The organism is Acinetobacter sp. YH12023 (assembly GCF_013420135.1).
Lineage (GTDB): Bacteria > Pseudomonadota > Gammaproteobacteria > Pseudomonadales > Moraxellaceae > Acinetobacter > Acinetobacter amyesii.
Genome location: NZ_VOYU01000003.1, coordinates 238,980 through 262,751, shown reverse-complemented (window position 1 = coordinate 262,751; position 23,772 = coordinate 238,980). Strand labels below are relative to the sequence as shown.

At 39.5% G+C, this 23,772-nt stretch carries 23 protein-coding genes and 4 tRNA genes; 18 read left to right on the top strand and 9 right to left on the bottom strand.

All coding sequences use genetic code 11. The annotated features are described in order from the left end of the window. Positions 1 to 121 precede the first annotated feature (121 nt). The 6 genes from FTT92_RS04270 (at position 122) to FTT92_RS04245 (ending at position 3,017) form a co-directional block, all read left to right on the top strand. Positions 122 to 1,633 carry a DUF3336 domain-containing protein gene (locus FTT92_RS04270; protein WP_078193611.1) on the top strand — a complete coding sequence of 504 codons (1,512 nt, stop codon included), beginning with the start codon at positions 122 to 124 and terminating at the stop codon, positions 1,631 to 1,633. After that, complete coding sequence (locus FTT92_RS04265) at positions 1,611 to 2,435, top strand: protein kinase (protein WP_180171521.1); 825 nt, start codon at positions 1,611 to 1,613, stop codon at positions 2,433 to 2,435. The genes FTT92_RS04270 and FTT92_RS04265 overlap by 23 nt, the downstream gene beginning before the upstream one ends. A gap of 107 nt (positions 2,436 to 2,542) precedes the next feature. Then, a tRNA-Leu gene (locus FTT92_RS04260) sits at positions 2,543 to 2,627 on the top strand. Positions 2,628 to 2,664: 37 nt separating this feature from the next. Beyond that, a tRNA-Trp gene (locus tag FTT92_RS04255) sits at positions 2,665 to 2,738 on the top strand. 36 nt (positions 2,739 to 2,774) lie between these two features. Then, a tRNA-Leu gene (locus FTT92_RS04250) sits at positions 2,775 to 2,859 on the top strand. A 73-nt stretch (positions 2,860 to 2,932) separates the two neighbouring features. Further along, a tRNA-Leu gene (locus FTT92_RS04245) sits at positions 2,933 to 3,017 on the top strand. A 306-nt stretch (positions 3,018 to 3,323) separates the two neighbouring features. Here the strand turns inward: FTT92_RS04245 and FTT92_RS04240 are convergent. Beyond that, entirely contained in the window at positions 3,324 to 3,527 is a 204-nt protein-coding gene (locus FTT92_RS04240; RefSeq protein ID WP_078188846.1) for a hypothetical protein, read from the bottom strand. A gap of 441 nt (positions 3,528 to 3,968) precedes the next feature. Here FTT92_RS04240 and FTT92_RS04235 point away from each other — a divergent pair, with 441 nt between their 5' ends. Beyond that, complete coding sequence (locus FTT92_RS04235) at positions 3,969 to 4,235, top strand: hypothetical protein (RefSeq protein ID WP_111883866.1); 267 nt, start codon at positions 3,969 to 3,971, stop codon at positions 4,233 to 4,235. Between the two features lie 91 nt (positions 4,236 to 4,326). Here the strand turns inward: FTT92_RS04235 and gloB are convergent, their stop codons facing one another. Both gloB and FTT92_RS04225 read right to left on the bottom strand, forming a co-directional pair. After that, positions 4,327 to 5,058, bottom strand: coding sequence for a hydroxyacylglutathione hydrolase (gloB, locus tag FTT92_RS04230; protein WP_180171520.1), 732 nt, complete (start codon positions 5,056 to 5,058; stop codon positions 4,327 to 4,329). A gap of 109 nt (positions 5,059 to 5,167) precedes the next feature. Beyond that, positions 5,168 to 5,776 (bottom strand): flavin reductase family protein, encoded by a 609-nt coding sequence (locus FTT92_RS04225; protein WP_180171519.1) that lies wholly within the window; start codon positions 5,774 to 5,776, stop codon positions 5,168 to 5,170. A gap of 104 nt (positions 5,777 to 5,880) precedes the next feature. On the opposite strand from FTT92_RS04225, the gene FTT92_RS04220 reads away from it, so the two are divergent. Further along, complete coding sequence (locus FTT92_RS04220; protein WP_180171518.1) at positions 5,881 to 6,702, top strand: PhzF family phenazine biosynthesis protein; 822 nt, start codon at positions 5,881 to 5,883, stop codon at positions 6,700 to 6,702. Positions 6,703 to 6,851: 149 nt separating this feature from the next. After that, positions 6,852 to 9,620, top strand: a complete 2,769-nt coding sequence (locus FTT92_RS04215; protein WP_180171517.1) for a pitrilysin family protein — start codon at positions 6,852 to 6,854, stop codon at positions 9,618 to 9,620. A 79-nt stretch (positions 9,621 to 9,699) separates the two neighbouring features. Here FTT92_RS04215 and FTT92_RS04210 read toward each other — a convergent pair whose 3' ends face one another. Both FTT92_RS04210 and FTT92_RS04205 read right to left on the bottom strand, forming a co-directional pair. Next, a complete protein-coding gene (locus tag FTT92_RS04210; RefSeq protein ID WP_180171516.1) occupies positions 9,700 to 10,764 on the bottom strand; it encodes an amidohydrolase in 1,065 nt (354 codons plus the stop codon). Between the two features lie 172 nt (positions 10,765 to 10,936). After that, on the bottom strand, positions 10,937 to 11,338 hold the full coding sequence (locus tag FTT92_RS04205; protein ID WP_180171515.1) for a DUF3144 domain-containing protein: 402 nt from the start codon (positions 11,336 to 11,338) through the stop codon (positions 10,937 to 10,939). A gap of 106 nt (positions 11,339 to 11,444) precedes the next feature. On the opposite strand from FTT92_RS04205, the gene FTT92_RS04200 reads away from it, so the two are divergent. Then, positions 11,445 to 12,077: a hypothetical protein gene (locus FTT92_RS04200; RefSeq protein ID WP_180023861.1), complete on the top strand. Its 633-nt coding sequence runs from the start codon at positions 11,445 to 11,447 to the stop codon at positions 12,075 to 12,077. A 35-nt stretch (positions 12,078 to 12,112) separates the two neighbouring features. Here the strand turns inward: FTT92_RS04200 and FTT92_RS04195 are convergent, their stop codons facing one another. After that, positions 12,113 to 13,357, bottom strand: coding sequence for an MFS transporter (locus FTT92_RS04195; protein WP_180171514.1), 1,245 nt, complete (start codon positions 13,355 to 13,357; stop codon positions 12,113 to 12,115). Between the two features lie 117 nt (positions 13,358 to 13,474). Between FTT92_RS04195 and FTT92_RS04190 the strand changes: the two genes are divergently transcribed. Then, complete coding sequence (locus FTT92_RS04190; RefSeq protein ID WP_257231580.1) at positions 13,475 to 14,164, top strand: TetR/AcrR family transcriptional regulator; 690 nt, start codon at positions 13,475 to 13,477, stop codon at positions 14,162 to 14,164. A 67-nt stretch (positions 14,165 to 14,231) separates the two neighbouring features. Here FTT92_RS04190 and FTT92_RS04185 read toward each other — a convergent pair whose 3' ends face one another. Both FTT92_RS04185 and FTT92_RS04180 read right to left on the bottom strand, forming a co-directional pair. Further along, a complete protein-coding gene (locus FTT92_RS04185) occupies positions 14,232 to 14,663 on the bottom strand; it encodes a hypothetical protein (RefSeq protein ID WP_078193600.1) in 432 nt (143 codons plus the stop codon). 223 nt (positions 14,664 to 14,886) lie between these two features. After that, the gene (locus tag FTT92_RS04180) at positions 14,887 to 16,347 is read right to left on the bottom strand and encodes an inorganic triphosphatase (RefSeq protein ID WP_180171608.1); all 1,461 of its coding nucleotides are present in this window, start codon (positions 16,345 to 16,347) and stop codon (positions 14,887 to 14,889) included. A 321-nt stretch (positions 16,348 to 16,668) separates the two neighbouring features. Between FTT92_RS04180 and FTT92_RS04175 the strand changes: the two genes are divergently transcribed. The 4 genes from FTT92_RS04175 (at position 16,669) to FTT92_RS04160 (ending at position 20,115) form a co-directional block, all read left to right on the top strand. After that, a complete protein-coding gene (locus tag FTT92_RS04175; RefSeq protein WP_180171513.1) occupies positions 16,669 to 17,052 on the top strand; it encodes a DUF962 domain-containing protein in 384 nt (127 codons plus the stop codon). A gap of 595 nt (positions 17,053 to 17,647) precedes the next feature. Next, complete coding sequence (thiE, locus tag FTT92_RS04170) at positions 17,648 to 18,268, top strand: thiamine phosphate synthase (RefSeq protein WP_180171512.1); 621 nt, start codon at positions 17,648 to 17,650, stop codon at positions 18,266 to 18,268. 35 nt (positions 18,269 to 18,303) lie between these two features. Further along, positions 18,304 to 19,602, top strand: a complete 1,299-nt coding sequence (hemL, locus tag FTT92_RS04165; protein ID WP_180171511.1) for a glutamate-1-semialdehyde 2,1-aminomutase — start codon at positions 18,304 to 18,306, stop codon at positions 19,600 to 19,602. Positions 19,603 to 19,704: 102 nt separating this feature from the next. Beyond that, positions 19,705 to 20,115, top strand: a complete 411-nt coding sequence (locus tag FTT92_RS04160) for a heme-binding protein (protein WP_180084261.1) — start codon at positions 19,705 to 19,707, stop codon at positions 20,113 to 20,115. A gap of 115 nt (positions 20,116 to 20,230) precedes the next feature. On the opposite strand, the gene FTT92_RS04155 is transcribed toward FTT92_RS04160, so the two are convergent. After that, positions 20,231 to 21,145, bottom strand: a complete 915-nt coding sequence (locus tag FTT92_RS04155) for a LysR family transcriptional regulator (RefSeq protein ID WP_180084262.1) — start codon at positions 21,143 to 21,145, stop codon at positions 20,231 to 20,233. A gap of 156 nt (positions 21,146 to 21,301) precedes the next feature. On the opposite strand from FTT92_RS04155, the gene FTT92_RS04150 reads away from it, so the two are divergent. From FTT92_RS04150 to FTT92_RS04140, 3 genes are all read left to right on the top strand, one after another. Next, positions 21,302 to 22,084 (top strand): hypothetical protein, encoded by a 783-nt coding sequence (locus FTT92_RS04150; RefSeq protein ID WP_180115216.1) that lies wholly within the window; start codon positions 21,302 to 21,304, stop codon positions 22,082 to 22,084. Between the two features lie 383 nt (positions 22,085 to 22,467). Next, positions 22,468 to 22,800, top strand: coding sequence for a hypothetical protein (locus FTT92_RS04145; RefSeq protein WP_180171510.1), 333 nt, complete (start codon positions 22,468 to 22,470; stop codon positions 22,798 to 22,800). A gap of 161 nt (positions 22,801 to 22,961) precedes the next feature. Further along, positions 22,962 to 23,666 (top strand): phosphopantetheine-binding protein, encoded by a 705-nt coding sequence (locus FTT92_RS04140; protein WP_180171509.1) that lies wholly within the window; start codon positions 22,962 to 22,964, stop codon positions 23,664 to 23,666. The last annotated feature ends 106 nt before the right edge of the window (positions 23,667 to 23,772 follow it).

Below are 23,772 nucleotides of genomic sequence, written 5' to 3'. Positions count from 1 at the left end.
ATAATCGCCTCAATATGTCAAAGTTAAATGATTGTTCTGGAAGATCAGCGCTATTCGAATAACCAAAAAGTTGTTATAAATCTAGCTGAGTGAACAGTTTAAAGTGTGCTGAGGGATAGTCATGTTGTTTACAGGGTTTTCAAAAAGTATTAATCCACATCAGGCATATCGGATAAAAAAATTAAAGCGTCAGCTCGACCGTGCTGAATGTTATGAAGAATGGAAAGATATCGCACTTAAAATAGATGAAGAATCGGGTGCACAAGAATGGAAACTCGATAATAGTTCACCGTATTTTGATGCAGAAATTATCACTCATCGTTTAGGGTTGCTGAGACGATATCGTGCTCAGAAACGTACTCGAGATTTGATGTACATTTTAAGTGAAGGTTTAACTTATGATGTGGGCAATATTGCCCATCCCTTGCTGTTTACAGAAGCCTACGTCGGTACCAAAAAAATTATTGAAGACTATGTTGATGAGGTGAGTCAAAGTTTGGCATTTATCGCATCCCACGAATGCGTTTGTCTCAATGCTGCACAAAAAATTGAATTCTTTGAACAAAGCCAAAAAGCCTATGGTCAACCTGTTTTGATGTTTTCAGGCGGTTCAACTTTAGGTTTGTTTCATACAGGTGTGTGTAAAGCACTGATGGAGCAAGATCTGATGCCCAAAGTTCTGTCTGGTTCCAGTGCTGGCGCCATTATGACCGGGATGTTGGGTGTATCTAAACCATCAGAATTTACCAATTTATTAAACGGACAAAATTTCTTTAGTGAGGCATTTCACTTTCGTAAATTGACTGAGTTAGTGCAGGGTAATGGCGGTTTGGCAGATGTAAAATATCTGAAAAAGTTTTTGGTTGAAAACTTAGGTGACTTAACTTTTGCCGAAGCATATAAGCAATCAGGTCTGCATATCAATGTGGCAGTTGCGCCTTATGATGCATCCCAAGATGCACGAATTATGAATGCGTATACATCACCCGATTTGTTGGTTTGGAGTGCAGTGTTGGCATCATGTGCAGTGCCCATTCTATTTCCACCGGTACGACTGACCAGTAAGCGTTATGACGGGCAATTTACGCCATATATGTCGGCTACACGTTGGGTGGATGGTAGTGTGCGCAGTGATTTCCCACAGGAGAAAATGGCACGTCTATATAATATTAATTATAGTATCGCCAGTCAGGTCAATCCGCATATTGTGCCGTTTATGCAGGATGATGCATCACGCTTTCGTAAAAGTATGTTGAGTTGGCCTGAGCGGATCGTTCGTCGTCAAGGTAAGGTGATTAGTAAAGGGGTGATGGATTTTGCCCGTGAGCGTGCAGGAAGTATCCCACCTGTAAGACGTTTGCTTGATCATGGTTATGGCGTGGTGGATCAGCGTTACTATGGTGATGTCAATATTGTGGGGAAATATGGCTTAAGACACTATAGTTATATGTTGCAAAATCCTCGACCTTATCTGTTTAAAGTATTGCAGCGTGAAGGTGAAAGAGCCACATGGCCGAAAATTTCATTAATCGAAACGCAAGCCCGCATTGGTAAGACCATTCAGCATTGTTTGGAATTATTAAATTATCAAAATGAACCCAGTCAACGACATGCAGAATTTATTGCGGTTTAAATCCACAGATTTAGCGCAAACCATTTGCGAACCAAAAACCAAATCCAAAAGTTTGGTTTTTGGGCGTCGTCTATATCAATTTCAATTCAATCAACAACTTTATTGGCTCAAGGCGCAAGTCAGTGACAGCAGCCTTGAACATGTAGCTAGTTTTGGTCGAGAAATTGAGCTGTACCAGCTATTCAATCAAGCGTCTATACAAGACAGCATCACGCTACCTTTTCAAGTGATAAAACAGTCGTATCTCAGTATTCAGCAAGAGCCTATTGATCGCTTATTAATACTGCCGAATGCTGAGCCTTGGTTCTTACAGCCTGCATCGAGTTTGAGCATCGAACAGGTGAGGCAGGTGCTATGGCAAGCTCTCGATGTGGTTGAACGATTAAGCTTGCACGGTTGGATACATGCAGATTTAAAACAAGAGCATTTTGTGGATTGGCAAGGGCAGTGCAGACTCATCGACTTTGAGCAAGCGCTACCATTAGATTTTGATCAGCAAAATGCCTTAACTGCGACACCACGTTATATGGCTCCAGAACTTTTCCATGGACAAGCAAAATCTTTGCACAGTGATATCTATGCGCTGGGGATTATTTTCTTGGAATGGCTGACATCACAGCGTTTAGAGGCGAAAAACTATCAAGATTGGGCCTATTTACATTGCCAACGCTTAAAGCTTGATCTGCCGATGCAATATCAAGGGTTTAATCAGCTATTGCAACACATGTTGATGAAGCAAAAAAATGACAGATTGGTGGATTTTTATCGCTTAAAAAGCGACTTAGTTGCTGAATTTGCTTAAGAAAAATACAAAAAAGGCACTATTGTTTTTTATTTAAACAAACAAGATGCTTTTTTATAAAAAAGGCTTGTCATGTAAGGGTGATCTCTATAATATACACAGCCATCGGGGACGTGGCGAAATTGGTAGACGCACTGGATTTAGGTTCCAGCGCCGCGAGGTGTGAGAGTTCGAGTCTCTCCGTCCCCACCATTGAATTACTAGATATTGGTTTAGTAGTGAAAGTTACAGAGGATTGGTGTAATGGTAGCATGACGGTCTCCAAAACCGTTCGTCAAGGTTCGAATCCTTGATCCTCTGCCAAGTTTTAAAAAGTCTGACATTGTCAGCAACCCTGTTGGGGACGTGGCGAAATTGGTAGACGCACTGGATTTAGGTTCCAGCGCCGCGAGGTGTGAGAGTTCGAGTCTCTCCGTCCCCACCACTTAATTTATTAAGTTGCCAAATAAACAGGTTTTTAAAACAAATTAAAGTCTGACATTGTCAGCACCCGAGTTGGGGACGTGGCGAAATTGGTAGACGCACTGGATTTAGGTTCCAGCGCCGCGAGGTGTGAGAGTTCGAGTCTCTCCGTCCCCACCATTAGATTAAGCAAGGTTTTATACCTTGCTTTTTTGTTTTTGAAATTCGAAAAAATCAGTGTCTTAAACATGGTCTTTTTTGAAGACTAATTCTAATAAAAAAATCTAATGAAAGAATGATGAACGAAGAGATACAGCAAGATGTCTTATCTTGCTTTCTTATTGTCTGATATTTATCTCGTTAAAATGAGTCAGTAAAACAAAGGTGAAAAAAAGCCCGCATATACGGGCAAATTTAGAAATGCGGATTCGAATCAATCGAATTAAATCATTTATTTCTAATCGTTCGAATAAATTTTAATGAAGATTATGCCTTTAAATGATCTTCAAACTCTTCACCGAGCTGCATGGCCAAAGCATTACCAGACAAGTCTACAGTCACTAGACCATATTCTTTTTTAAAACTGAATGTAAATCCACGATTATCTGCCAGTGTACGAACAGAATATCCTAACTTTTCTAACCAAAGACGGAAGGCAACTAAATTTTTTGCTTTAACCACTTTTTTCACGAGCGAACTCCTTATCAATCATTAAAATATTAAATAGGGGTGTCAAAATATTTTTTAAAGGGGAAATGGAAAACTTTTATTTAAAATATGAAATTTTGATGGATAAATAAACAGATTATCGGCTTGTAAACGGTATAAACTTATTTAACTCGCTGTTTTATAACAAGCTAAACTTAATGTAAGTAAATATAACGTATTTTAAAAATTTGGGTTTTAACTGCTGGCTTAAAATCTGAACTATGTTTATAGAGAAGCTGTGCGCAAAATAAACGATTGTTTGGCTTAGAATGCACAGCTGTTTGGGCATGCAGTTGTGGATTGCAAATAACAGCTTGTTCAAAGCCTAATTCGCTGGATAGGTGAGCTGGCAATGCTATTTCTCATCAAGATTTATCGAAAAGCTTTTATACTATGTTCTATTGGTATAAGTAGATTGAACGCATGCAGAACATTGAGCACGCTGTAAAAGCAAAAATTGAACAGATGCAACAAGCGGGGCAGACGCCTGTTGCGGTAATGCTTGGACATGAAGATTGGTTGGTCTTTTCGGAGCAATCCAAAGTGGCGTATACGCCTTTTGGCAGTGCGCGACGTTATCAGCCTGCATTAGGTGGTTTATTGATGGTACGTATCGATGAAATGCAAGCCGTTCGAGTTGTGACTCAAGCTGAACTGGATGAGTTTGCTGCAACCAATCAAATTTTATAAACATAAAATGATAAATCGGCCCGAAACATTCATCACAAATAAAACAGTTTATTTGTGATGAAATCTAAAATGCTTATACCTTGCAATCCAATTAAAAATTGTCTTTGAGTTCTCTTAAGCGCTGAAACGCTTCAACACTTTCTGAGCGTAAAAATGGATTGGTTTCTAGTTCTAATTCAATGCTGCTTGGCAAAGTACATTGTCCGAGCATGCGCAGTGATTCAACCTCATCAAACCGCTGTCGTATGGCAAGGTTGTCAGGTTCAACATGCCGCGCAAACTGCGCATTCGATAGGGTGTATTCGTGAGTACAATACACTTGAGTTTCTGCAGGGAATGCGGCAATACGGTTCAAGGAATCGTACATTTGTTGAAAGGTGCCTTCAAATACACGTCCACAACCCATAGCAAATAATACATCGCCACAGAAAAGTGTATGAATGTCATCGATAAAATATACGATATGACCGAGGGTATGGCCGGGCGTTGCTGTTATTTCAACTTCAAGCCCATGAAATTCAAAACGGTCATTATGATCGAGAGGATAATTCACCCATGGAATACGGCTTAATTCTGCACGGGGACCGTAAACGGCAATGTTTTTATCCTGGATAAGTTCCGGTACGCCACCGACGTGATCTTTATGCCAATGCGTTAGCCAAATTTGCGTAAGATTGAGCTGATGTTCCTGACAATAGCGCTCGACCAAGGCAGCTTCAGTAGGATCTACTGCAATGACATCATAACTTTCGGTGTGCTCAAGCAGCCAAATATAATTTTGCAGTGAATTTTTGACATCCAATGTATGTATTTTAAACGCCATATCCATTCATTCAATATTTTAAATTAAGTTAAAGTTAGCATGAAAATGCTCAAAAGGTATGATTATCCATTTTCAACCCTAAATAAACGACAGAGTTCATAGCGCTATTTTAGTCTGGTGTCTCATCTACAGATACAGGATTACCAATGGTATAAAAGTGCCCGCCAGCAACATGGTGTAGGCTTTTCCATTCATCTGCTAGTTCATGATAATACCAATGTCCGTTACGGAAGACGCGGTCGTCTGCATAGGCAGCAATGACTTCGCCAATAAACAGATCGTGCGCTTGTTGATTGTGCGGCTCAGGAATAAGTTTGCACAGTAGCCAAGCAGCACAACCTTCAACTACAGGAATATCTGAGTGATTAAATTGAAATAATTCTACGCCACATTGGCGCAATTTTTCTGGCGCATCACGTTGGCTCATCATGCCAAGTGCATAGACCAGTTTGAGTTGTTTCAGTGTTGGTACTTGTAAGGCGAAATAACCTGAATTTTCAATAATCTCACGTGTTTTAGTTGATTTATCCAGTACTACCGTCACTTTTGCAGGGTTGAACTCTAAGGCGCATGCCCATGCAGCAGTCATCACACCAGTATGGGTTTGATCCTGAGCAGAGACGAGCACAGTCGGCCCATGATTTAAAAGTCGGTATGATTTTTCTAAAGGAACAGGGTGAATATGCGTTTTCAAAATTGTACCTATATTTAAGTTCATCTAAAACTTAGATGTTTTATTAAAAAGTGTTGCTACATAGCATATAACGCATGAAATATTTTCAAAAGCCTTTAATATAAATCACTAAATCAGGAGTTCTATCAATGAAAATGTATCAAGTGGACGCATTTACCCAAGTGTTATTTAAAGGCAACCCAGCGGCGGTTTTGGTGTTGGATGAATGGTTAGATGAACACTTGATGCAACAGATTGCTTTGGAAAATAATCTGTCTGAAACTGCATTTGTGAAAAAAATCGACAGCAGCAATTATGAAATTCGTTGGTTTACACCGACCACTGAAGTGGACTTTTGTGGACATGCGACATTGGCCAGTAGTTATGTGCTTTTTGAGTTTTATACGGCTGAAAAAAATATCCAATTTCATGTCAAAAATCTCGGTATTTTTAACGTAAATAAAGCTGAAGATGGAAAAATTCTGATGAATTTCCCTGTGCGTCGGGCACAGGTCGTGAGCGAATATCCTGAAGAGCTACGTCTAGGGTTGAGTCAACCTTTTAAGCAGGTTTATCAGAATGCGCAGGCGTATATCGTAGAATATGAAACGGCTCAACAAGTCTTAGATGAACAACCGAATTTTGAAATTTTAAAACGACTGGGCAAAATCCGAACCGCCATCACAGCGCCGGGTACGATTACCGATGTTGCAATCACTGCGGCAGCCCAGCAATATGACTGTATTTCACGCTATTTTGCACCGGGTAATGGCATCAATGAAGATCCTGTTACGGGTTCTATTCATACCGGAATCGTGCCAATTTGGGCAGAACGTCTACAAAGACGTCAGATCTTAGCGTATCAAGCATCAAGCCGTGGTGGTGAGTTACATTGTCAAATGCTTGAAAATGACCGTATAGAAATCTCAGGCTATGCGTGTTTGTATATGCAGTCGGACATTTATATCTGAACATAAATCAAATACATGCTGTCTCATTCTGCAGCATGTATTTAATAAAAAGTAACTATTAATCCAGAAAAGCTCAGCATAAAATCAAAACCAATCTGATCGACAGCACTGCGCTGATTGATGCTAAATATAAAGGACACTTGAATTACATGCGTATTAAACATTTAACGCTTTCACTTTTTTTTGCAGGTTTAAGTACAAGCCTCTTTGCTCAACCTGTATTGGTTAAAACTGAACAAGCCATTGAAGAATATAAATTAGATAACGGTTTTCGTGTGGTTTTGGCGCAAAACGATAAAGAAAGCAAAGTGTTTATGAATACGGTGTATTTCACGGGTTCTTTAAATGACCCAGCGGGCAAAGGTGGTTTGGCACATTTGCTCGAACATTTGGCCTTTAAAGGCACTGAAAATGTCAAAGGTGATGAATTTCAGCGTCGCTTAGACCAATTCACGCTGATGACCAATGCCAGTACGGATTATTTTTCAACGAAATACACCAATGTGATTCGTCCTGAACAAAGTTCAATCGATCAAGTTTTGCATTTGGAAGCAGAACGGATGGATAAATTGGTACTTCAGGAAAAATTTGTACCGACAGAAATTGATATCGTTAAGCGTGAACGTGAAATTCGTTTAGATCAGCCATTTTCAGTGTTAATCGACCAAGTTTTAAAAGAAGCCTATGGCAATCAATCTTTAGGCCGCTTACCGATAGGTGATTTGAAAGAACTTCAATCTATCAATATGAACGAATTAAACCAGTTCTATCGCCGTTGGTATGCGCCAAATAATGCAGTGATGGTGATTTCTGGTAAGTTTGATAAAGCGGCTGTATTAAAACAAATTGATCAACAATTTAGCCCAATTGCCGCACGCCAAATTCCTGAACAGGCCAAAGTCCCTAAATTAGATGGAACGAAATTAAAGCAACGCGAATTTACAGTTCATAAGGGCAGTGACTTTGGCAAATTTAATATTTATTTAAATGGTGCAGTCGAACCGATTAAAACTGCTTTGGCGGTATCTCCAACTTTGTATACCTTACAGCCAAGTGGGCATTTGTATCAAAGCATGGTGGAAACAGGGACAGCAACCGCAGTTCAATCGACCACATGGTTAGATAAAGATTTTAATTTGGTGTTTATGGGGGCGATATATGGCCCAAGTCATGATGCAAACAAAGTGGCAACCAGTCTGGCACAAGGTGTAGAGCAGAATAAAGCCTTTAATGATGTTGAGCTAAACCGTGTTAAAAGCTTGACTCGAAATATGGCTGACAATGTCAAAAATAGCGCAACAGCACTTGGCGAGCGTCTTAGTTCTTATACTGTGGCTTATAACGGGGACTGGTCTCAATATTTCAGAGACTTAGATAAAGTACAAAAGCTGAGTGTAAGCGACGTGAATCAAGTGTATAAGGATTTTCTAAAGCCTGAATACCGTGTCACAGGAAATATTCTACCGACACCTGCAGACCAGAAGAAAGCACAGCAACAGGCTGCGTCGAAACCTGCTGAAACTTTAGATCAGCAAGCGCCTGCAGAAGAGCCGTTGAAAGATGCGAGTGTTTATCGTTCTGAAGTGAAGCAATATGTTGCAGAGTCTAAGCAATATTTAAATCAGAAAGAAAAGCAGATTCAGCGCGCTAAATTTAAAAACGGCATTCAGTATGCATTGTTTCCAACTAAAACCCGTGATGACAAAACCTATGCCACGATTGCATTGGATTTTGGTACAGCACAAAGTTTAATGAATAAAGGTGAGTTGCTAGATTTGACAGCTTACCTCATGTTCCGTGCATCTAAAGATCAAAGTTTGCAGCAAATTGCCGATAAAATTATTGATGTTGGTGGCGGTGCAACGGTCAGTGCAAATGATAATGGCCTGATGATTCAAGTGGTTGCTCGTAAAGAAAAATTTGCTGAATTTTTGCAATATGTCATTGATGTTATTAAAGCACCAGCATTTGAACAGTCACAATTTGATTTAATCAAAGCGCAAAGTTTGTCGAGTTTGGATCGACCTTATACAGAGCCTGATACCGTTGCAGCAATGACTCTGTCGCGTATTGTCGAGATCTATGAGCCGGGGGATATTCGTTATCACTTCGAACCTGAACTTGCGAAAAAACAAATTGAGTCGGCTACACGTGATCAAGTGCAGCAGTTACATCAAAAATTCTTTAAAACACAGCACGCACAAATTGCGGTAACAGGTGATTTTGATACCAAGCAAATAGAAAAAATTCTGAAAAAAGAATTTGCAGATTGGAAAACCAGCGAGCCATATCAACGCTTAGAGTCTACATTTACAGCGTATCCTGCACAGAAAGTGCATGCATTGTCTGAACAGCGTGAGTTTGGTAGTTACCAAGCCATTATGACTCTACCTGTAGGTGTAGAGCATACCGATTCTCCTGCGCTACAAGTATTACGCCACATACTCGGTGATTCACAGTTGTCTTCACGTCTAGCTCAAGAGTTACGTGAAAAGAATGCACTGGTTTATGGTTTTAGTGCAGACATTAATTTTGATGAATGGGTGAATTCGGGTGTGCTGAGTATTGATGCAAACTACACTGCGGGTAAATCAGCACAAGTTTCTCAGTCTGTTCATACAGTTTTGCAAAACTTATTGAAAAATGGCGTGACGGAACAGGAAGTAGAAGCAGCCAAAGCCAGTATTTTGAAAAAGCGTTTAACTGCACTTGAAGATGACCGTCGCATTCATAGTATGTTGATTCCACAGTTAGAAAAAGGTCGTGATTTAAACTATCGTGAAAAGCGTGATCAACGCATTGCTAGTTTGACCAAAGCGGATGTTAATGCAGTCATCAAAAAATATATTCAACCTGAGCGTTTGGTTGAGGTGATGGCTGACCAATATGGTCAAGCTGTAAAATCTACTCAAAAATAAACTTAAAAAAAGTCCTCCATCTGGAGGATTTTTTTTGAGCTACATTGTATGACTTGATTGCAAGATTATCTTAACGAACTTATAGGCGGTAGAACTGACGGGCATTTTGTTGGAAGACTAAAGTCAATGCATCAGGATCATAACTCGCGACCGCATCTGAAAATGCGTCAATAATATTCACCAAGGATGCACTCACACTATCCATCGGGAAGTTAGAGCCAAACATCACACGGTATTTCCCAAAGCATTGTAGAGCATGAGAAATAAGCGGAAAGGCGCAATCGAAAATCTCTTGTTTAGATGCAAGGCGTTGTTCTTTATGAAATTGATGACCCAGCACCGGCATGAATAATCCAGACATTTTGGTATAAACATTTGGGCAACTTGCCAGTTCAGCTAAATCATCTTTCCAACGAAACAAGATATTGTCACGTGAAGTTTGGGTTAAGCCTGTATGTGAGCCGACAGGTCCAAAGGCACCGACAGGTGTCCCAAAATGGTCCAGCACGATAGATGTTTCAGGGAAAGCACGTGCTAAAGCGGTTAAATCACGAATTTGGTCTGAATAAACCCACGCATCAAAACTTAAGTTCATTTGAGCAAGAGCTTCAAAACCTTTCATAAATTTTTTATTGGTATAGAGATGCGGTTCATTGGTCCATGCATGAACTTTCGGGTCTTCATGTACAGCTGCCATTTTTCGTATGCCACGAAAATGTGGGGAGGCTTGTTTATGCATTTTAAGAATTTTCTTAAAACTACTGTCACTTGGGTCTGCAGTGCCGACTATGGCGCCAAGTTTAATTTTTTGAGCGTTAAAGTCTAAGGATTCAATGAACTTGGTTTCACCAACTACCCCTTTGCCTTTATGGTCATGCCAGCTCGCTTCTACATGTACGATTTGATCGACCTGATAATGTCCTGCATCTTGCTTATAATTTTCAGGCAAATACGGTGTCGTCACATGTTTGGTCAATCCAACAGTGTCAATTAACTCTTGCGGCTTAACTAAGCGCATCATTTTGTCGAGCAAGTAGGGATGTTTACCCAATAATTTCACGGCAAGTGAAGCGGCATGTGGGGTATTGTATGGATCCCATTGATGTATATGTGAATCTACGATGGCAAAATCGAGCGTCTGCATTGCTATCCTTGTCCTTAAAACCATGTCCATTTCTTGCGTATTTCATTGTATTTTCGAATACGCGAGGCACTGAAAATAGCATGAATGATGAAAATACAACGTTATGACTAAATATTAAATCAAAGCTTTGTGAAAGAGAAGTTGTATAAAAAAAGCCCCGAAGGGCTTTTGATTAATGCTGATGATCGTGGTCGTGATCATGCTTATTTGCATGGAATTCTTCGTTATGACGGAAGCGAAGATAGTTTTCAAACTGTTCGCAATATTCATCATAATTATCTTCAAGCATCATTTGAAATTGTTGAAGAATATAAGACATCACTTGATCTTTGGTATCACGCATTTCTTTGCCATCTTTGAAGCCATTTGCAGCAACCCAAGTATTAAAGCGAGCAGTACCAAATAACATGGCAGCACTCACTTGACCGCGCATTTCTGCAGGTTTGACTTGAGAACCTTTTTCAACACGACAAAATTCATTGGCTTGTTTAATAAATTCATCCGCACGTTCAAAGAAAGCTGCATTCAACGCTTCTTCTTCGGTTACATCAGTAGCTTCAATCTTTTGAACCATGAATGTGTCCTAGCATAAAAATCTAATGCAGTATTATAGGCAAAGCCTTGCAGAAACTAAACCTTTGACTTAATCTAAAAATAGCCTAAGTAAAGTGGAATACCCCATGCAAGATGCAATCGCAGTGCAAAGTCTGAAAAGTGATATTGCATTACTTCGACAAAATGTTTGGCCGCCCTCAACCTTAGCCAATGTAGAAGGGCTGCCCATTTATTATGGTACACAATCTGAAGTAGCCGAATATTATGCACAGTGGACTGGCTTAATTGAACGTGCTCAGGACTTATTTCAGCCCTTTATGGAAGATGAAGTCCTCGATGCAGTCCATTTGCCGAGTCATTTGAATCTGCCGCTTTTTTATTTTCACGTGGATCGTATTCGAATCAACAAAACACGTGCGAAAGAATCTAAAACCTTTCGGGGTATTGCCAGCTTAGTTGAAAAATGTGGGCAATTTGAAGCAGATCAAATTCAAGCGATGCGACTATGGCTAGACAGCGATGATACGGCAGCTTTGGTCGCACACCGTGAATTTATTGACCTCAGAACCTATGTATTTCAACATGGACAAAGTGAATACACCCGTACCCGTTTTTATGTGAATGGGATTGTTCTCAGTGTCGAAAACGACTTTAAATTGGTGGATGCCCGTGATAAACCACGTAAAGCCCGTAGTGATAGCTATAGCGACCCTTTAGCCGATAACAATACGTGGAAAATCTTTGGGAAATATCGTTAATCAAATGTATTGACGATATCACTTAGAGCGTGGACTTAGTTCGCTGTACAAGGAAGCTTCGGGTTATTTAATCCACGCCCTAAAGTGAATATAGCCACTATGGCAAATGCGACAAAGATCATCACCGAATACAATAAGGTATTGGCATTAAAATGATCGACAATATAGCCGCCAAACAGTGAGCCACACGCAATCATGAGTTGGAAAATACCAATAAATAGTGGCATGCCTTTTTCAACAGCTTCAGGGGCATGTACAAACATCCAGATATTGGCCGTTGTAGGAAATGCCCCAAAAGCGAATCCCCATAATGCCGTTAAAAGATATGCACCGAATAAATGAACTGCAAAGTGTGGAAAGCTAAAAAATACTACGATAAAACTGAAGGCAACAAAAGCAAGGGTATAGCGGACATTGATGTTACTGCTATAACCCGCAAATAAATTACCAAAGAAACCGGCTATACCGTAGATCAATAATAATGAACTGATGGTGGTCGCATCAAAGCCTGCATGATTTTTAAAAAATGGGGCGAGATAGCTATAAGAAGAAAAATGAGCAAAACCAATTAATAAAATAATAATCAGGCCTTTACGTGCTTTATCATGTTGAATCAGTGCAGGTAAATCACTAAATCGAATAGCCGAAGTGGGTGGAAGTTTTGGGAGAAATTTGATTTCTAAAACTAAAATGATGATGCCAATCGCTGCAATGATTTGAAATGCACTACGCCAACCCAACCATTCACTTAGCCATGTACCTAATGGAACACCTAATACCGTCGCTAAGGTAACACCTGCCATGACGATCGCAGTGGCTTTGGCTATGGCGAGATGACTGGGTGCGACACGTCCACTCAAGGCTATGGCTGTTGCCCAAAATCCACCGATAGCAATACCCAATAGAAAACGGCTAAACAACAACAGCGCAAAGCTTTCTGCGAAGCCAGTTATAAAATTAGCAATGACCATAATCACGGTTAAGGCAATCAGTAAGATACGACGGTCAAGTTGCTTCACAGCAACAGAAAGCAGGGGCGCTGCGATCGCACCCATAATGCCAGGGAGGGTAATCACCCAACCTGCGGTACCTACACTAATATTTAAATCTTGAGCAATGGCATTTAACACGCCAATGGGTAAAAACTCACTGGCGACAAGGGCGAAAGCTGTAATGGCAACCGTGAGGATTGCAAACCAATTCCCTTGATTGGGAGAAGATTCATCAGGCTGCTGCGTCAACTGTTTATCTGGTTTTAAAGCTGTAGCATGCGGATTCATAGCGTTACACCTTAATTATTTAATTTAATAGTGACTGTTATAAAAATAAATTATTTGATTAAATTGTGAGCGTCAATTATTTTATTAGTGAACGTTATAAAATATAAATGTTAGCTTATGATGAATGATTCAAAGCAAGAAAATCAGCACGCTAATCCAGCCGATTCGGTCAAGAAGCGTGGACGACCTAAATGTTTTAATGAACAGCAAGCCTTGGAAAAGGCGATGATGTTGTTTTGGCAATTTGGCTATGAAGGAACGTCCATCAGTGATTTAACTCAAGCTTTGAATATCACCGCACCTAGCCTATATGGCACATTTGGCGACAAAACGGCGCTTTTTGAAAAATGTATTGAATACTATAGTGAACACGAAGTTCAGCCTGCAGAAAAAATTCTACAAGCAGGCCAAACGGCTAAAATTGCGATGGAATTGTACCTATATGACAGTATTCAGCATTTGGTACAAGCCAATAAACCTAAAGGTTGTATGGTGGTGGTGGCAACAATGAATTGTTCACAGCAAAACCAAACCGTACAAGAAAAGCTCAAACAACGTCGTGCCTATACTAAAACAAAAATTATGGATCGGCTCGCTATAGGCGTGCAAAATTCGGAAATTGAAAGTTTGGCTCATGCAGAGCAATTGACTGATTTTTATATGACCTTATTGCAAGGGATGACCATACAAGCACGTGATGGTATGGCCTTGACGCAATTACAGCGTATGGTGAGTAATGCGATGAAATCATGGGGGTTATTAGCACAAGGTCCAATCAGTATGGATCATGAATTAAACTCCCAATAGCAACGTAGTCTTAACGTACTTTTCTTAGTTTTTTTGAATGACTGTTGTGCAAATACTATTTTGATGTTTATTTGCAGGGATGAATTTTAATGTCACCCAATTCCATCACACTTATATAACCATCAACCGCAATTAAATTGTCACTTTGACTCGATAGAGTTAGACATTCTCCAGACTTGACGCTGGATAGTAGCTGACCTTGCTGCGGATTCAAGTTCATACTGTAAATACTCAGTGTGCCAGCATCGGTTTTGATTTGGTAAGACTCATCACCATAGTCCTCATTATTATTGCGCAGGACTTTAAAGGTTCGTCGTGTCTGATCAAAGTTTTGAGTTGGAGAAAGCGGCTTTTCTACTTGTAAGGATGCCGTGCGCCTTAATTCGGTGCTTTGCACAGGCTTATGTTGTTCACTACAAGCACTTAGTAATGGGAAAAGGATAAATATAAGTGAAAATGAAAATAGGGGATGAATTACAGGTATGTGACTATTCAACATAAAACCACCCTGAATCTAATTTTTCAGATAGCTTATTTTAAAAGTTTTTATCCAGAAAACAAAAATAATAGCTTCTCAAAATATTTCAATGTAACTGAGTCAAACTAAGGAAATGATGAATTGAAATTAGGCGAATTCGAATCTGAATGTCCAACAAATGAATATCTATATGACAATGTGGGATGCAAATAAACAGGGAGACTCATTGAATCTCCCTTAGGTTTTATTTAATAAGTTTTCGACTCACAAGGAATTGTTCTGTCGCTTCTAATAGCTTATCAGCATAAACCTCTAGTTTTGCCGTCAACCAACCGAGAACAAACCAATCGCTAGCTTCCAGCTCTGTTTGCTGAATATACTGTGCAGAAGAGGAAAGGACTTGGTATTCCTGTGCCGCAACTTGTGCATCATTGAGTGCTTTACTGTATTTCTGCAAATTTTTTACATCGTAAATCGACGTCAAAATTGGGAAGCTAAATTTAAGCTCTTGTATGCGTTGAGAAAGTACATCTAAGCTTTCAAAATTGTTAATGTCGGCATCATTTAAAGCCTCTTGGAGGGCTTTATATTGGTTTTGCAGGGTTGTTTGAGCATACCATTTAAAATCATGTTGCTGCGGCGCATCATCGAATTTCAAACTAAACATTAAAAGCTCAAGATAATGATGTACATTTTGAGTCGATTTAACCAAATTGCCTAATTTCTCTTTGCAATACAAAATATCTTTAGTTAAGTTTTCTGAAGTCGTTGGGTTTTGTAAAAAGCCTCCCAAAGTATTTTGCATGTGCTCAAAATGATGTAATTGTTCAAACTGTTGCTTAAATGCACCCAATTGCAAAGCCCATTTTTCAACGATATCACTGTTCCAATCTTTAAACAGCGAAATGGTTAATTGTAGATGATGGAGTGCTTTCTGAGCTTGTATAATGTGCTCTGCCTGCGCAACGCCTGCAGAAATTGCGGCAATATTAGGCAGAAGGTGCTGCATTTCCTGTGCGATTAAAAGTCGTAAGTTTTTTGCGGCAGTATCTTTTTTACTGAGTTGAAATTCTTTAGCTTCAACTGCTGGACTCACAGTTTGATTCAATGCCAGCAAGTTACCGATTTCCGCTTTACTGCGAACATCCAACCATAAATGGTACTTTTTAACCCATTCAAAACCAAAGGCAAGGAGCGATTGAATAGAGCCACTTTTAAGCTCAAATTCTACTTCATGAACCTCTATTTCTGTACTGTTTCTGCGGATACAGCCGACATCTAAGCTAACTTCGATCTCGGCATCTTCAAACTCTATGACGCGATAAGTTCTGAGTATGTCTGTTTCAAACTGAAGTTGTAGAGAATTTTGCTGATCGCCTAAAGTGGTTTTTAAAACCGATTGAACTTCAGCTTCATTGGCATAGACCGATAAATCTAAAGCAGGAGCTTGTTCAACTTCACCCAAATCTAAGTTATGTTCAAAGCGTTCAATGTGACTTTTACCTGCAGCTTTCAGGGTTTGAATCCAGCGCGTTCCTTCTAAACGTTGACGCAAGGCTGCATGCTGCTGTGCCATTTTTCGATCTGGGGTATCAAAATATTTAGCTTTAAGTTGAATTTGTTCCGATTTTTTTGGATCGAGTGCTTTTAATAATGCAGTTCGACGTGCTTCTGGAATCTGGAACTTTAATTCAACTTCAACCATGGTTTTCTGTCCTGATGTCACAACTTCATGATCTGGCATGAAGCGATCTTTAAATTTTTATAAAAATGAAAAACTAAAATGCGCGTAAATTTTCTATGAGCTAAACGCGTTTCGATTGTAGCGAAAAACAGTTGAGAAGTAAGACTTGACGGATTTGAAAACTCTGATTTTGGACTAAGATAAGTTTTAAAAGATGGATATTCCATCAATTGTATAATTTACTATTGCTCGAGTTACATGGGAGCAAAATAAAATTTTACGCCTTTAAAATGGGCGAGTTTTGAGCTATGTTGGTTAAAATAAGTTCAGGATGAGCACAACATGAATTCACAAGTACAACCCAAGTTTAATCGAGATTTAAAGCCCGAATTTCAGTTACCTATTCGTGACTACTCGCAATTTTATCGATTTTATTTGACTGAACATCGAAATATCATGAGCCGACGTTTACATGCCACAGGCAGCAGTATAGGACTCTATTTCTTCACGAAAGCAATTTTAAAAAAACAACCAAAGTATTTTGCTTATGGTCTGGTTTCAGGTTATGCCTGTGCATGGGTCGGACATTTTTTCTTTGAAAAAAATAAGCCGGCAAGTTTCAAGCAGCCTTTATACAGCTTTATTTCCGATTGGCGCATGCTTTCTGATATTGTGAAGGGGAACTTAAGCTTAAAAGACCGTAATTTAGATAAGATTGATAGTTAATTATTTATTAATCAAACGTTTAATTTTTATTGATTTTGGTGTAGTTTTTTGAGTAAATGACTTGTAAGTTTAGAGTGATTAGTCTAATAATGTTCATATTGTTTATTCACTGTTTATCTGAAAGATAAATAGACGATAAACCCCAGTTTTCCAAGCCTAGAGTGACCTTCTCTAGGCTTTTTTTATGGCCTTAGAAAAGGTCTATTGTTTGAAAGATTTAACCACAAAAATGTTCACAAAAAAAATAGGCTAGACTTTTTGATGCTCTGAACGCTCCCCAAAACGTTTCTTACCAAGCACCAAAAAGTCTAATAGGTTACTCATTATTATTTTTATAAAGTGTTGTGTTTTTATGCGCTGCGTTTTGTGTTCTTCTGTTGCAGTATTAAATAATTTGTATCAGTTTTGTTCTATACCTGAAAATAGGTATTTTTTGCCATTTTCTACAGAAAATTCAATTAAACATTTATATAAGCAGTCCTGTGAAAAGGAATATAACTTTCTCAGCGGCAAAGCATTAAAATTTTATGCCCCAAGCAACATTTCATAGACCTAATCGTTATAATATTCAAAAGTTTTAAGTTGTGATTGAACTATGCGTGGTTTATACCTCATTACCAATGATGATCCTATCGAATTGCTTTTAGCCAAACTCGAAGGCGCGATGGCAACTTATGAAGTTGCTGTTTTGCAATATCGCCGTAAAAAAGTGGCAAAGGAAGATCAGGCTTATGAAATTGAATACATGAAAAATATGTGTAATCAATACAAAGTGCCTTTTGTTATTAATGACGATTTAGAAACTGCAGTTCAATATGGTGTGGGTGTACATTTAGGGCAAGATGACGGTTCAATTGCTGAAGCTGTAGCACGTTTACCTAAAAATGTTTTGATCGGTCGAAGCTGTAATAATTCTTTAGAACTGGCTGAGCAGGCGATTGCAGACGGTGCACACTATGTGGCTTTTGGCGCCATTTTTGCGACTGAAACTAAGCCTGAAGCAGGCAATATTGGCTTAGAAACGCTAAAACAAGCCAAAGCGAAACTAAATGTACCTATTTGTGCAATTGGTGGTTTAACTGTAGAAAATTCTGCTGAAGTGATTGAAGCGGGTGCTGATCTTTGTGCTGTGATTAGTGATGTATTAGGTCGTTCAATGTCTGCTGTAAGCAGTCGTGTTTATGAATGGTCTGAGCTTTTTGCTGAACAAGCTTAATTTTATTTTTTAGATTGAATAAGTAGAGAATTTTTATGAGCTTATCTGCTAAGCAAGAACAATTATTTAAACAAGCCAGCAAGCATATTCCTGGCGGCGTAAACTCTCCTGTACGCGCATTTAATGGTGTAGGCGGTACACCGGTATTTATCGAAAAAGCGCAAGGCGCATATCTCTATGACGTAGACGGAAAACGCTATGTCGACTATGTCGGCTCTTGGGGCCCAATGATTTTAGGTCATGCGCAGCCCGACATTATTAAAGCGGTTCAAGAAGCGGCTGTTGATGGTTTAAGTTTTGGTGCGCCAACCGTTCATGAAACGACTTTGGCGGATATTATTTGCGAAATTATGCCGTCTATTGAATTGGTTCGTATGACTAATTCAGGGACTGAAGCGACTATGACAGCCATTCGTCTTGCTCGTGGCTATACCGGCCGTGACAAGATTGTAAAATTTGAAGGTTGCTACCACGGTCACTCAGATTCACTCTTGGTTAAAGCGGGTTCAGGCTTACTCACTAAAGGTGAAGGCGAAGCGACTTCTGCAGGTGTTCCTGCTGATTTCGCCAAACACACTTTAACCCTGCCGTACAACGATATTGCGATGCTGAAAGAATGCTTTGCAAAATTCGGTTCAGAAATTGCAGGTGTGATTGTCGAGCCAGTTGCAGGCAACATGAACTTGGTGAAACCAATTGACGGTTTCTTGCAAGCGATCCGTGATGTCTGTGACGAGCATGGTTCTGTTTTCATCATTGATGAAGTGATGACAGGTTTCCGTGTCGGTCTTGGCGGTGCGCAAGCGCATTATGGCGTAACGCCTGACTTGACTACTTTAGGCAAGATCATTGGTGCTGGCCTGCCTGTGGGTGCATTTGGCGGCAAGCGTGAAGTGATGGAATGCATTGCACCTCTTGGCAAAGTTTATCAAGCAGGTACATTGTCTGGTAACCCATTGGCTATGCGTGCCGGTATTGAGATGTTTAAACATTTGCGTCAGCCGGGCTTCTATGAAACTTTGACTGAAAAATTATCAGGTTTGCTTGCAGGCTTACAAGCTGCTGCAGACGAAGCGGGCATTCCGTTCTTTACTCAGCAAGTAGGTGGTATGTTTGGTATTTACTTTACAGATCAAACTGAAATCACAGGTTTTGATTCAATTTTGAAATGTGATGTAGATGCTTTCCGTACCTTCTTCCACGGCATGTTACAGCGCGGTGTAAACTTAGCGCCTTCTGCGTTTGAAGCAGGTTTCTTCTCAAGCGCGCATAGCGATGAAGATATTGCATTTACCATTGAAATGGCGAAAGAAGTTTTTGCTGAAATGAAGTAATTTTCATTTAAATCGGTAAATTCTGCTTTAGAATAAAGCCCGCAGCCTGCTGTGGGCTTTTTTGTTGTTTTAAGTTCAGCTTTTTAAGAAAAGGATTTTTAAATGAAAACCAAGCATTATTTAACTTTGGCAGATGCAGAATTTTTACTAAACACAGCACATGCTTATGCAGTCGAAAATGGCTTTAATGTCAGCATTGCGGTTACGGATGAGACAGGCAATTTATTAGCGATGAAACGAATGGATGGTGCATCGCCAATGACAGCAAATCTATGCTTAGAAAAAGCCAAATGTTCAGCCATCAGTAAGCGCCCATCTAAATTGTTTGAAGACTTGATAAAAGGCGGACAGATGGGTTTCTTAACTATGCAGACGTTTAACGGTATGCTGGAAGGTGGTGAGCCGATTTTGTATGAGGGGCAATTGGTGGGTGCAATGGGTGTGTCTGGTGTGAAGTCATTTCAGGATGCAGGAATTGCACAGCAGGCGATAGAGAAGTTTTTAGCACAGTAAGACTAAGCATGATCTTGAGTGAAATAGATAATTCAGCCCAATCGATATGTTGGGCTTTTTTTTATTTTGATTTAAATGTCTAGGAACTTCGCCCATAGCATTAAATCGAAATTTTCTAAGATTGAGCCGAAGCATTCAGCATGAAATTAATAAATGCTTTGAGTTTAGAAGACTGATAGTTAGACTTTGGATAGAGTAAATAAAAAGGCCGAGTTGTTTGGCTATAAGATTTGAGAACTTCCACCAACGCGCCGCTTTGTAATTCTTGCTCCACTGAAAAGCGGTAGACCTGCATCAGTCCCGCACCTGATTTAGCTAAGATTAAGGTCGAGAGATAATCATCTTTACAGGTAATTTTTCCTTGCACATCAACCATAATTTTTTTGCCTGCATCCATGAGTGACCACGGTCCAGACTTACCTGAACTCGGCAATTCAAACAAAATACATTCGTGATGCTGTAAGTCTTCGATGTTTATAGGTGCAGGGTGCCTTTTCAAATATTCAGGTGTAGCAACAATGCATAATGCAGCATCTTCAAGTTTTCGTGCAATTAAGCCAGAGTCGGTTAACTCATTACCGCGAATCGCAATATCATAATCATCAGTTACTAAATTTACATTATGGTTGCTGACATGAATCTCGAGCTTGATGTGTGGAAACAGCTCGGCAAATTTAGCCATTTTAGGCAGCAGTCGATAATGTGCATAAGCTGTAGGTACGCTAATTTTCAGTAAGCCGATGGGGTGTTCCTGTTCACCGCTGATTTGCATTTCACCTTCGAGTAGGCTATTCAGGGCTTGTTTGCAAAAATAATAATAATGCTGCCCAGCATCGGTAATTTTAAGTTGGCGTGTAGTGCGGACAAATAGCTTTACCCCAAATTTTGCTTCTATGCGTGATATCGCTCTACTGACTGCGGCAGGAGAAATGCCTGCTGCAATTGCTGCAGCAGAGAAACTTTTCTTTTCCACGGTTAAACAGAATAATTCAAGACTGCCGATTTGCAGATCATCATAGTGACGCAACATAATATTTCTGCTTATTAATTACATGATGTAATAAGTAAATTAAATTTGAAGATCTTTTTCAAGAATTTATTTTCGATAAAGTGGGTTTAACAGCTGATTCAGCACTGGCTGAGAGCAATTATTTATACAACTCCACAACGAATATCGGAGATACATATGGCGATTCTCAACTACGAAACAGGCCCGATTCAGGCAGAAGCAGCGTTTACTTCAGACTTCCCGGTTGCAAGTGAAATCAAGATGCATGATTTAGTGAATATGCAGGAAATTGAACGTCGCAGCATGGATGTGCGCCCGGGCATGCGCCACAAATATATGCCACTTGGTTTTGACCGTTTTAGTGGTGCGCTTTGGACTGGTGGACGCTACTTATTTGATACTTGGGAAAATGTAAAAGATTATGAGCGTTTCACCAGTGAAGAATTGGAATTTGAGCCGAATGTAAAGTTTTGGAGCCGCCCATTTTTCTTGAATGTACAGCGATATATTTGGCGTGTTGCTGGTGCGCATGATTTTAAATCCTTAGCAACATCGCATCATGTTGTTCGTTTTGAGCGGTTTTCGACACAGCATGATCAGTTAGATCAGCTGCTAAAAGAGGTTTGGCCGACTTTGCGAGAGCAAGCGAAGGCGCAAGGTTTGTCCAGTGCTTGGCTGATGTTTAATCAAGATGAAAAGCAAGTCAGTATTGTGACCGTGGCTGCCAAAGTGGATACAGGTAATGCGGCTGAGGATAGCATCAAGGCTTTGGCTAAACTTGAAAGCATGAGCTCTTTGAGTGAATTGTTACCTTCTGAGTTAGAGTTAACGCCACTATTTGACCGAACCAATCCAATACTTGCACAGTGGCTGCCTCTATCTCGTGTTGCAGGCGGTGAACCTTCGGCACATCCGATGTCACCACCATTGGCGGCACCTACCGTCGAACCACAAAAATAAATACGATAAGGTGACAGGAGTACTGCTCTTGTCAGTATTAACATTTAAGAAACTTGTCCAGCAAATCTTGTCGTTTGAAGTATCAGGGTTTATTAGGGTACTATCAGTGCTAGTTTTATATGCTATGTAATATACTGATTTAGGAATTACATTAAATAATGTAATTCTTGATGCGTATATTAGGGATGAGCTGCAGCGATACATATATTTTACAATTATGAGTATTGATGTATCTCGAATATTGTTTGGGGATGAAAAGAATATTAAAGAAATTATCATAAAATAAAAAAATGATATTTGAAGAAAAATATCTATATTTGAAAATTTTTTATGCTCATTTAAAAAAGAATGGACGTTATACAAATTAAAATGAATGGAAAGCTATGGACTCAAAAGAATTAGCTCATCTGCTCAAAAAAGGAATTATTAACGAAAACCTAGAAATTTATAAAGGATTGTTCATAGACTACTCACCATCAGAAATAAAAGATCCTTATTTTATTGATGCAATAAGTTTTTTTAATAATTTGCCAGACGAACATAAGAGAATTTTTTTTTCAATCTTACGACAAGTAATGATTGATTCAATTAGTAATGTATTGGGTGTTATTGATGGCAGCTCAAGTTTAGAAGAGCACGATGGTGATTTTTCTTTGCTGTATGAGGGTAAGTCACTTGAATATTTACAAGATTATTTTTTATCCCAATTTGAATAAAACCAAAACTTAGGTTTATCTAATAAACTTAATAGAATTAAAAAAATATATAAGTTTAAAGTTGACCAAAAAGTAAATCATCAGTAGCCGAAAGTCACCTTCAGATATGATTCTGCGTTAGCATATCAATTGTTCCAACTTGAGTTATGTACCGAGTCTGTATGCTTTATCCCATGCCAAAAAAAATCCAATTTTCACCATCTCAAGCAAAATGGCAGCTGTCTTCAACACAGTCGGTATTGGTACTGGTTGGCTTACAAAATTTACGCTTGCAGCAGGGCATACAAGATACGCAGTTGATGGAAAATTTGATCCAACTGACCAATAAAGCCAAAGCCTTAGAGATTCCGATTGTCGACTTATATGGCGATGATTTACTTCAAGGCATGCAGCAGCTCGGTGAATATGCAACAACACACCCGCAGCTCATCTTTGCAGGGCAAATCACGCCTATGCTGAAACAGATCTTGCCGCATCTATATAGCGTAACAGAGCAAATCTGTATCGTTGATGACGCAATTGTGCTGAATAATCAGGAACAGCATATTCAGTGGGTGGACTCCATGTCAGGCCAAGGGATTCATCATATGAGTAGTTATAATTTGATGCGGCTTTGGAATCTGTCAGCACCAACTGAATTCGTTTTGTCAGCCAAAGGCATATTATTGGCTATTGCAGAGCAGTTAGATATGGACGCATTGGAAATAGATCCCTTAACCGATTTACGCAGTTATGGACTCGATTCCGTTGCCATGGTCAGCTTAATTGGGTTGTGGCGTGCCAATGGTGCAAACATTCGTTATGAAGACTTTTTAGATGATGCAAGTCTAAAAGCATTGCTAGAAAAATTGCTCAGTACAGACTAAACAAAGCCAATTGGAATTATTTTTGTTCTAAATCGGAAAATACGTCGGGAAATATGCCTTTGTGCATTGTAATTGTTGGCTAAGCTTTTTATTATTGCCGCCTTGT

What these genes read in the sequence shown, in the direction of transcription:
- FTT92_RS04270 (WP_078193611.1), top strand. Translation starts at nt 122, where the DNA reads ATGTTGTTTACAGGGTTTTCAAAAAGTATTAATCCACATCAGGCATAT.
- FTT92_RS04265 (WP_180171521.1), top strand. Translation starts at nt 1,611, where the DNA reads ATGCAGAATTTATTGCGGTTTAAATCCACAGATTTAGCGCAAACCATT.
- FTT92_RS04235 (WP_111883866.1), top strand. Translation starts at nt 3,969, where the DNA reads ATGCAGAACATTGAGCACGCTGTAAAAGCAAAAATTGAACAGATGCAA.
- gloB (WP_180171520.1), bottom strand. Translation starts at nt 5,058, where the DNA reads ATGGCGTTTAAAATACATACATTGGATGTCAAAAATTCACTGCAAAAT.
- FTT92_RS04225 (WP_180171519.1), bottom strand. Translation starts at nt 5,776, where the DNA reads ATGAACTTAAATATAGGTACAATTTTGAAAACGCATATTCACCCTGTT.
- FTT92_RS04220 (WP_180171518.1), top strand. Translation starts at nt 5,881, where the DNA reads ATGAAAATGTATCAAGTGGACGCATTTACCCAAGTGTTATTTAAAGGC.
- FTT92_RS04215 (WP_180171517.1), top strand. Translation starts at nt 6,852, where the DNA reads ATGCGTATTAAACATTTAACGCTTTCACTTTTTTTTGCAGGTTTAAGT.
- FTT92_RS04210 (WP_180171516.1), bottom strand. Translation starts at nt 10,764, where the DNA reads ATGCAGACGCTCGATTTTGCCATCGTAGATTCACATATACATCAATGG.
- FTT92_RS04205 (WP_180171515.1), bottom strand. Translation starts at nt 11,338, where the DNA reads ATGGTTCAAAAGATTGAAGCTACTGATGTAACCGAAGAAGAAGCGTTG.
- FTT92_RS04200 (WP_180023861.1), top strand. Translation starts at nt 11,445, where the DNA reads ATGCAAGATGCAATCGCAGTGCAAAGTCTGAAAAGTGATATTGCATTA.
- FTT92_RS04195 (WP_180171514.1), bottom strand. Translation starts at nt 13,357, where the DNA reads ATGAATCCGCATGCTACAGCTTTAAAACCAGATAAACAGTTGACGCAG.
- FTT92_RS04190 (WP_257231580.1), top strand. Translation starts at nt 13,475, where the DNA reads ATGATGAATGATTCAAAGCAAGAAAATCAGCACGCTAATCCAGCCGAT.
- FTT92_RS04185 (WP_078193600.1), bottom strand. Translation starts at nt 14,663, where the DNA reads ATGTTGAATAGTCACATACCTGTAATTCATCCCCTATTTTCATTTTCA.
- FTT92_RS04180 (WP_180171608.1), bottom strand. Translation starts at nt 16,347, where the DNA reads ATGGTTGAAGTTGAATTAAAGTTCCAGATTCCAGAAGCACGTCGAACT.
- FTT92_RS04175 (WP_180171513.1), top strand. Translation starts at nt 16,669, where the DNA reads ATGAATTCACAAGTACAACCCAAGTTTAATCGAGATTTAAAGCCCGAA.
- thiE (WP_180171512.1), top strand. Translation starts at nt 17,648, where the DNA reads ATGCGTGGTTTATACCTCATTACCAATGATGATCCTATCGAATTGCTT.
- hemL (WP_180171511.1), top strand. Translation starts at nt 18,304, where the DNA reads ATGAGCTTATCTGCTAAGCAAGAACAATTATTTAAACAAGCCAGCAAG.
- FTT92_RS04160 (WP_180084261.1), top strand. Translation starts at nt 19,705, where the DNA reads ATGAAAACCAAGCATTATTTAACTTTGGCAGATGCAGAATTTTTACTA.
- FTT92_RS04155 (WP_180084262.1), bottom strand. Translation starts at nt 21,145, where the DNA reads ATGTTGCGTCACTATGATGATCTGCAAATCGGCAGTCTTGAATTATTC.
- FTT92_RS04150 (WP_180115216.1), top strand. Translation starts at nt 21,302, where the DNA reads ATGGCGATTCTCAACTACGAAACAGGCCCGATTCAGGCAGAAGCAGCG.
- FTT92_RS04145 (WP_180171510.1), top strand. Translation starts at nt 22,468, where the DNA reads ATGGACTCAAAAGAATTAGCTCATCTGCTCAAAAAAGGAATTATTAAC.
- FTT92_RS04140 (WP_180171509.1), top strand. Translation starts at nt 22,962, where the DNA reads ATGCTTTATCCCATGCCAAAAAAAATCCAATTTTCACCATCTCAAGCA.